The organism is Legionella navarrensis (genome assembly GCF_052527415.1).
Genome location: NZ_JBNVZR010000039.1, coordinates 1 through 5,010, shown reverse-complemented (window position 1 = coordinate 5,010; position 5,010 = coordinate 1). Strand labels below are relative to the sequence as shown.

Here is a 5,010-nt window from a genome sequence, read left to right as displayed (position 1 = left end):
TGTACCGGACGAAAAGCGGATGTCAGCCCTTGTAGCCCGGATTAGCGCCAGCGTAATCCGGGAAACCGGCCACATACGTAGAGCCGGACCAGGGTGACCGTGGCGTCCCGGATTACGGCTGCGCCTAATCCGAGCTACGTGAGCGGTCTTAATATCCACTGTTTGGCCGGTCATGGTCTGTATGCGCTGCTTTCAGTCTCCCCATGGCGTACAAATTCAGCGGTTTTCCAATAGGCAGGGGTGTCCAGGAAGAACAGCCTGAACAGGGCGCTTTGAATGCAGGGTTCTTCTTTTTGGATTTTTTTGCCTTTTTCGATCACCGTATACGAAGCCATCAAGGATTGTCTGCTGGGATAAGAGGAGCCTATCACCTCATCACGCGAAGCAATGGCCGCCTGCCTTTGAATCCAGTGCAGGAGCTCTCCCCAAAGCGGTATGCTTGATTTGGTTTCACGTCCGGTGCCGGGTTTTGACGGAACGCACTCATCCAGCATGTCTGCAAAGCGGGTGAGGGTGCTGGGAAGCAGAATATCATCGCGTCCCTGTACCTGTTGTGCATACGAGAGTAAATGGGTAAATCGTTCTTCAAAATCTTCCTCGAAAAGACGAAGCGCTCCACCATGCAGTGCCTTGGGCAGATCGCCATTATACGGACAGGCTGTTTCCGCGTGCAGACGGTTGAACGCGTAAATCAACGTGCCTTTTAGCGTGGTACTTTCTTCAGGACTCAGGGTGCTTAACTCGCTGGATATGCTCTGCGGGCTGAAACAGCTGGGATAATCGACCCGGCTCCAGTCGCAGGTTGAGTCTTCCCGAACGGTGAACCGCCAATAATCACCCATGTCTTTTATCGAGAAATCCCGAATGTTGCAGGTAGATTCTTTGATTGCCCGGACAAGTTGATTGTAGGGACACATAATACTCTCGGTTGAATCGGCGTGAGCACTGAAAAATCGAATGTGTTCTGCGAGGCGGCCAGAGGCTGGCTGCGATTTATCTGCGCTCTGTCTGCAGTTATCAAGAGCCCTGACATCGGCATGACTGACCGGACTGGCCAGTGCCGTGCGCACGCGCCCGGATACCAGCGACGAGGTGTCGGTAGCGGCGGTATCATTGACGCTCGATTTGGCATGTACATACTGGTCAAGGCAGGCCGATGTTTCTGGATGAGTCTGGTTGTAGGCATGAATGAGTTGTCCCAGCATCACCTGCGTTCCACGAAACTCTAAATCGCTCATGCCAGGTCCAGGATGGGAGCATGATGAGGAGTCAGACGTACTGACTGGATTTGTCAGCCTGTAGATGATGTACATAGACATCGCAACCAGACCCGCGGCGGTGCCATATCGTAAGAAGACTCTACCCCAGTTGATTTCCCCGCCTGTCGTTGTTTCCGGTATGGGAGCAGGTGCCGCGAATTTTCTGGCATGGGTATGACGTGCTGCTTGACGGGCCTGTTCCTGCAGGAATCTTGATTTGTCTTTACCTGGCGGTGTTCTTCCTGAGCCATGAGGGCCTCTGTTACTGCTTCCTTTTGCCATGATTGTTATCCTTGTCAGCGTCCGATAAGTAAACAGGATGTTTTTCCCATCCTGCCTGTCCGGGCTAACTATAATTCTGGCTTCAGGATCATGTCAATTACTCAATTTGCCGATATGGCGGGCGCTTTGTTCTGATTTTCAGACCTGGAGTATGTTGTCAGGGCGCGTTGCAATTGTTTAATGGCAACGCGGCCCATGAGTTTTTTAATGTTTTTTATTCGCGGGTATTATGCGGGAGGTTTTAGCAGCCTTAACCAGTTTTTTATCAGATGCCTGGCGTGTTTCTTTCACCTCGGCAGACGCCTTTTTTCCGACAGGAGAGGCTTTGGGTTTCGTCTGCATTTTACTGGCTGCCGCATGACGTTTTCTGTCTTTTAACGGACTTGTGCTTTTCTCTATCAGTTTCGCATTGATAATCATCCCTTCCCGCATGTTTTTTTGAGCTTTTTTCTGGGATTGAACGATGATTTCACGGGACATAAAACCCCAGTGTTTCCCCACAATGTCGAACATACTCTGCATGTAGTCCAGTGCTTTATGACCGTTTTCGATCAGCATTTCTACATTTTTATCCATAAATTGTTCGGGTTTACTGGGATCCATCAGTTCCATGGGTCTCATGTAAGAAAAGTTCTGTATTGTTTTTACGTTTAAATTCATGATGTCACGAAAAGGCGCTTCCAGCGCATTAAAATTTTGTTGAGTAGACATGATCGTTATCCTTATGTTGCAGTGCACTATAAGCATAGTATCACTATTCATTTTGTCAAATCCATGGACAAACGTACTATGCTAACGCCTGTCATTTGCAGGCTGCATCCGAACCGTGTTAAGCAGGCGTTTCACGCCGATCCGGTCTGGTGGTATATTTCATAGAAAGAAAGATTAAGAGGGGGCTGCTGACTACTTCTGTCAGTGCCTCGGATGCTAATGCCTGTCGACGCAGGCACCGCCAAAACAGGCGCGAGACTGAATGGGGATTTGATGTTATGAATGCTATAAAAAACAATATGTATCCTCTGCTGAAACTGATAATCCCCCTTGCTTTGACAGGTCTGGTACAATCCGCTGTCTGGTTTTTTGAAACTATTTTTCTTGCTCACTTAAGTCCGGAAACGCTGGCCGCGGGATCGTTGGTCAGCTGGGCATTCGGAACGGTTGTTGTCATACTCTACGGAACCCTGGGATCTATCAATGTGTTGGTGGCACATAAAAACGGTGCTCAGGAGGAAGAGGGGATTCTACTGATCGTGCGGGATGGGTTCTGGCTCGCGATTTTACTGGCGATTCCGATCTTTGCACTCTTCTGGAATATGTCGTCTCTCTTCGCTCTGGCGGGACAAAGTCCGGCTATTGTCCTGCTTGCTGAAACGTATCTGCACGCAATGGCGTGGGGAATCCTGCCTAATGTCATCCTGATTGCTCTGCTCGAAGTACTTATGGGCCTGGGACGCGCCCGGCTTATTCTGATATTCAATCTGCTTTCTGTTTCATTAACGGTTTTTTTTAGTTTTTCTCTTATTTTTGGCCGGTTTGGGATGCCGGGACTCGGTATTGCCGGTGCCGGCTGGGGGCTGACAATCAGCAACTGGCTTACGGCCTTTTTTATTGGGGGATATGCCTTAACCAGCAGGCACTATAAGCACTATTTTGACTATTTACTCAAACCAGTCAAACCATGTTATTTCATCGAGCTCCTGCATATTGGCGTGCCTATGGGGCTGATGTATTGTGTTGAGGTTGCTTTTTTCCTCGCGCTGACGCTGGTCATGGGCTTGTTTGGCGGTCTTGTTATTGCGGCAAATCAGATTGCTCTGCAATACCTCAGCACCCTGATGGCTATCATTTTTTCCATCGCACAGGCGATAACCGTGCGCATGGGCTATTTATTGGGAGCAGGCGATAAAAAAGCAGCAGAGCAGTCTGCTTATGTGGCCATGTTGATTTCCCTGCTGTTTATGCTGCTGGTAGCCATTTGTTACTGGTGTTTTCCCACCCTGCTTATATCGCTTGATTTTGATGTTAACAAGCCAGAAAACGCGGAAATCGTACGTTTCGCGACCCAGTTTCTAACGGTATGTGCTTTGTTCCAGGTTTTTGAGGCCGTAAGAATTTCATTATTTGGTACACTGCGCGCGCTTAAGGATACGCACTTTACCTTATTTATTTCGATTTTAAGTTTTTGGGGCATTGCGCTGCCTGTCGGTTATTTTCTGGCAACGCGATTACACTTTGGTGGTGTTGGTTTTTGGTGGGGAATGGTTATTGGCGCCGGTCTCAGCGTCCTGTTGCTGTTGCTGCGCTTTAAGTCAAAAATCAGGCTTTACTAGTGCCTTATCAATATTCAATCCTAGGGTAGGGTGGGCACGTCGCTGTCGCTCCTTTGCCCACCCTACCTCTGTATTTAATCTTGACAAGGCACTAGAGGCTTTAAGGCAATCAGCCAGCCTGGCGGATATGCGACAGGATGTTATTAATTGCCTCATCAGCAGAATATCTGGCTGTGTCGATACATAGAGATGCCGAGTCCCACGGCTCATAATCGCGATTTTTTACGTCTTCCCAGGTCGGCAATTGATGGCCCTTGATATCAGGCGTCCTTGTTTCTACTCTTTTTTGATGTTCTTCTGGATCCGAGCACACAATTTCTATTTCCAAAAACGGAACACCCGCCGCTCTGGCAACGTCCTGCCAATCCTTACGGGTTACTGCAAGAGGATTGACGGAGTCTGCTACCACTGTCAGCCCCAGACTGAGATTATCCTGTGCCAGCGCATAACTGATTAAATACCCTTCTGGGCCTACCAATCCAGCAGGGGAGCTGCCTGCATTTTTTAATGCCTGCTCTACCGTATCAACCCGCAACCAGACTGCCTTTAACTGCCTCGCAACTTCTCTGGAGATGGTCGTCTTCCCCGTTCCCGGCAACCCTCCAAAAATGATCAACCACGCATCGCTCATACATTCCTCCCAACAGGGGACGTGCTCCAGTAAAAAAAACAAACAGGTTATATTCTAATCTATTTATTGATCGTGCACATGAAAACTTAAGTGTATAGAGTTTGATGGAGCACGTCCCCAGGGCTGTCCCATCTTAATTTGAACTGAAGTTAATCAGTTGAGACGATCTGCTCCCTTCTCCCTCGAGGGAGAAGGGCAGGGGATGAGGGTGGTGGGTGTGGCACGGCCTGAATAAATACATTGACATACGGTACTTAATTGGTTTATCCGTCTGTTTTTATTAACTAATCGATGGATACAGCAAACAAAGGAAATCAGGGGATATTGAACGACGACGTTCGATTATTTTTGGAAGCAGAGTTCAAAAAAAACTCATCAACAGTTATCACAGATCGTTATGAAGAGGCTGACAAGGGGCATGGCCGCATTGAAATGCGTAATGGAACCATGAGGTTTTTAAAAATATACAGGGAGTGATGGACGGCATTCTTGATTTACTCGAGACTGT

General features: G+C 48.3%; 4 protein-coding genes. 1 reads left to right on the top strand and 3 read right to left on the bottom strand.

Features of this window, described 5'->3' with window-relative positions; translation table 11 throughout:
- Window positions 1–170: 170 nt before the first annotated feature.
- A complete protein-coding gene (locus ACQUTA_RS12970; RefSeq protein WP_444988688.1) occupies window positions 171–1,541 on the bottom strand; it encodes a hypothetical protein in 1,371 nt (456 codons plus the stop codon).
- Between the two features lie 204 nt (window positions 1,542–1,745).
- Window positions 1,746–2,252, bottom strand: coding sequence for a hypothetical protein (locus ACQUTA_RS12965; RefSeq protein WP_444988687.1), 507 nt, complete (start codon window positions 2,250–2,252; stop codon window positions 1,746–1,748).
- 278 nt (window positions 2,253–2,530) lie between these two features.
- Here ACQUTA_RS12965 and ACQUTA_RS12960 point away from each other — a divergent pair, with 278 nt between their 5' ends.
- A complete protein-coding gene (locus ACQUTA_RS12960; RefSeq protein ID WP_444988686.1) occupies window positions 2,531–3,871 on the top strand; it encodes an MATE family efflux transporter in 1,341 nt (446 codons plus the stop codon).
- A gap of 109 nt (window positions 3,872–3,980) precedes the next feature.
- On the opposite strand, the gene ACQUTA_RS12955 is transcribed toward ACQUTA_RS12960, so the two are convergent.
- Window positions 3,981–4,502 (bottom strand): P-loop nucleotide/nucleoside kinase family protein, encoded by a 522-nt coding sequence (locus ACQUTA_RS12955; protein ID WP_444988685.1) that lies wholly within the window; start codon window positions 4,500–4,502, stop codon window positions 3,981–3,983.
- Window positions 4,503–5,010: the final 508 nt, after the last annotated feature.